The sequence below is a fragment of the Psychrobacter glacincola genome, from assembly GCF_904846215.1.
GTDB lineage: Bacteria > Pseudomonadota > Gammaproteobacteria > Pseudomonadales > Moraxellaceae > Psychrobacter > Psychrobacter glacincola.
Genome location: NZ_CAJGZK010000045.1, coordinates 1 through 2,636 on the forward strand (window position 1 = coordinate 1; position 2,636 = coordinate 2,636).

At 47.2% G+C, this 2,636-nt stretch carries 3 protein-coding genes; all 3 read left to right on the forward strand.

Annotated features, from left to right (window positions below; translation table 11 throughout):
- Positions 1-80 precede the first annotated feature (80 nt).
- From JMW90_RS13235 to tnpC, 3 genes are read left to right on the forward strand one after another with little or no spacing between them, the layout of a single operon-like run.
- Entirely contained in the window at positions 81-476 is a 396-nt protein-coding gene (locus JMW90_RS13235; RefSeq protein WP_201564718.1) for a transposase, read from the forward strand.
- Entirely contained in the window at positions 473-817 is a 345-nt protein-coding gene (gene tnpB, locus JMW90_RS13240) for an IS66 family insertion sequence element accessory protein TnpB (RefSeq protein ID WP_227691974.1), read from the forward strand. Before JMW90_RS13235 ends, tnpB begins: the two co-directional genes overlap by 4 nt.
- 42 nt (positions 818-859) lie before the next feature.
- Positions 860-2,617 carry an IS66 family transposase gene (tnpC, locus tag JMW90_RS13245; RefSeq protein ID WP_201564721.1) on the forward strand — a complete coding sequence of 586 codons (1,758 nt, stop codon included), beginning with the start codon at positions 860-862 and terminating at the stop codon, positions 2,615-2,617.
- The last annotated feature ends 19 nt before the right edge of the window (positions 2,618-2,636 follow it).

Genomic DNA, 2,636 nt, shown 5'->3' on the forward strand with positions numbered 1-2,636 from the left:
GTAAGCATCCGACCATCCCATCTTTCCCTCACTTAAAAAATGCGAGATAGTGTCCACGATTAATAATCGTGGACACTAACATGACAACACAACCACCTAACAAACCCAAACGTAGAACTTACAGTGCTGAGTTTAAAGAACTTTTAGTAAAAGAAGCGATAGACTCAGGGCGATCAATTGCCAGTATCGCTCGAGACCATGGCATCAACCAAAACCTTCTACATAACTGGAAACGTCAGCATCACCGCAAAAAGACTCAAACTGGCATATTACCTGCTGCCATAAACAGTCCTGCTGATCCAAACCCCTGCTTTATCCCAATCCGCCTTGAACCTCAAGCAACTCATCTGTCCTCATCCTCCGTCATACAAAACATCAAACTGCAAATCAGAGCCCCAGGACCTGGGTCCATAAGCCTCACTATTGCCCAAATAGACACCCAAAGCTTGATTGACCTACTACGAGGCCTACAATGATACCCATCACTCACATCTGGCTATCCACCGCGCCCATGGACATGCGATGTGGCAGCGGCAAACTACTGGCCCACATCATCACCCAGCACCAAGGCATCCGCCCTCACTGTGCCTACCTGTTTTACAACAAAACAGGCACACGGCTCAAAGTATTCATTCATGACGGACTTGGGGTTTGGCTTTGCAGCCGTCAGCTAGACGACAGCAAGTTTCATGGCTTAACCAAACCACTCACCCCCACTCAAACCGGCATCAGCATCAACCGTGAGCAATTTAATGCCTTAATCAGTGGACTGCCTTGGCGTAACATGGGCAAAGATACATTGAGCCCCATCCTATAAATACCCGATGACAGGCAAATAAAACTCTGGCAACATAGCACCATGACTGTTGCCACTCTATCCGACTTATCAAAAGACCCCATTTACGCCGAGCTCCTGGTGAAAATCCACCTGCTTGAACAGCGTAATGAGCACCTGCAGCAACAGCTTGTTCAAACAAACACGCGTCACGATCAACTACAGCAGCTCGTCAATAAAACCTTTGAGGAAAACCACAAGCTGTATCTAAAAGTACTGGAACTCATCGAAAAACAAAAGCGGCTCATCCACCGGCTCTATGGACAAAAGAGCGAAGGCTTAAGTGCCAAACAAACCCACTTAAATCAGGAAGCTGCGCAAGAAGATTTATCTGCACTAGAACAAATCCGAGATGACTACCGCCACGACTTAACCCAAGATCAGCTTGCCAAGCTACCTGCTATCGATCCTATCCAGACAGAAATGCTCATCGGTGAGAGCGACCTTGAACCAAGCCCACAGATCACTGACGGATCGCTACCCTCAGCCACTGATCAGCCTAAAAAAGCAAAGCGTGCTAAATACACGGTTATTCCTGACAACCTTGAGGTTAAAACCCTGGTTCATGAACCACTCACCACCGTTTGTGACTGCGGCTGTCAAATGAAGCGCATTGGGGAGGATAAACAGGACAAACTTGGACTCATCCCCAAGCAGTTTTATATTGAGCGACACCTCTATCCAAAATGGGTATGCCGTGAGTGTGACATCATTCATCAAGCGGCTGCCCCCAAGCAGATTATTAACAAAAGCATCGCCACCCCAGAGCTGCTTGCACACATCCTTATTAGCAAATATGCAGACCATCAGCCCCTATATCGGCAGAATATTATCTATCAGCGAAGTGGGGTAAATATCCCCGATGCTACTATGGCAGACTGGGTAGGACGCTGCGGCGTTGCCCTTGAGCCTTTAGTCAGTCGCTTGCATGCGCGGTTACTGTCTGAGCCTATCTTACATGCCGATGAAACACCGGTGTCTATCATGAAAAACCCTGTGAAAGCCGGCAGTAAATCATTAAAAAAAGGCTATGTCTGGGCGTATCTTACGCCACAGCACGGTGCATTAAAAGCGGTGGTGTATGACTTTGCCCAGAGCCGTCGTAATGAGCACCCTAAAGCCTTTTTAGACAAATGGCACGGTAAGCTGATTTGCGATGATTACAGTGGATATAAGTTTTTATTTCATCAAGGCGTGAGCGAAATCGGTTGTATGGCCCATGCACGGCGTAAATTTCATGAACTGCATATCACTGGGCAAAGTATCGTGAGCATTGAGGCATTAACGTTATTTAGGCAGTTGTATGCGGTTGAACGTGAGATTGATGAGCGATTTGAAAAAAATACACCCCCAATACCAAGAGATCCCCAAGTAGTTCGGCAAATCAGGCAAGAGAAAGCCAAACCAATTGCCGATAAGCTGCACCAATGGTTACAAGAAAAAAGACAGTTAACCACTAAGAATGCCAGTATTACTAAGGCGATTGATTATTGCCTAAAACGTTGGCAAGCGCTGACTTGTTATTTGGATGATGGGAGGTTGCCGATTGATAATAATTGGGCGGAGAATCAGATGCGCCCGTGGGCGCTTGGGCGTAAAAACTGGTTGTTTGCCGGTTCGCTGCGAAGTGGGCAGCGTGCTGCAAATATTATGTCAATCATTCAATCCGCTCGCTTAAACGGCTTGGATGTGTCTGCCTATTTGACAGACGTGCTAAGACGCCTGCCTATTCAAGATGATCTGGATGAGTTGTTGCCTCATCGCTGGGTGCCACCGCAATAGGGGATGGTCGGATGCTTAC

Bases quoted from the DNA above. Each gene is read 5' to 3' on its own strand.
- tnpC (WP_201564721.1), top strand. From the start codon at position 860: ATGACTGTTGCCACTCTATCCGACTTATCAAAAGACCCCATTTACGCC.
- tnpB (WP_227691974.1), top strand. From the start codon at position 473: ATGATACCCATCACTCACATCTGGCTATCCACCGCGCCCATGGACATG.
- JMW90_RS13235 (WP_201564718.1), top strand. From the start codon at position 81: ATGACAACACAACCACCTAACAAACCCAAACGTAGAACTTACAGTGCT.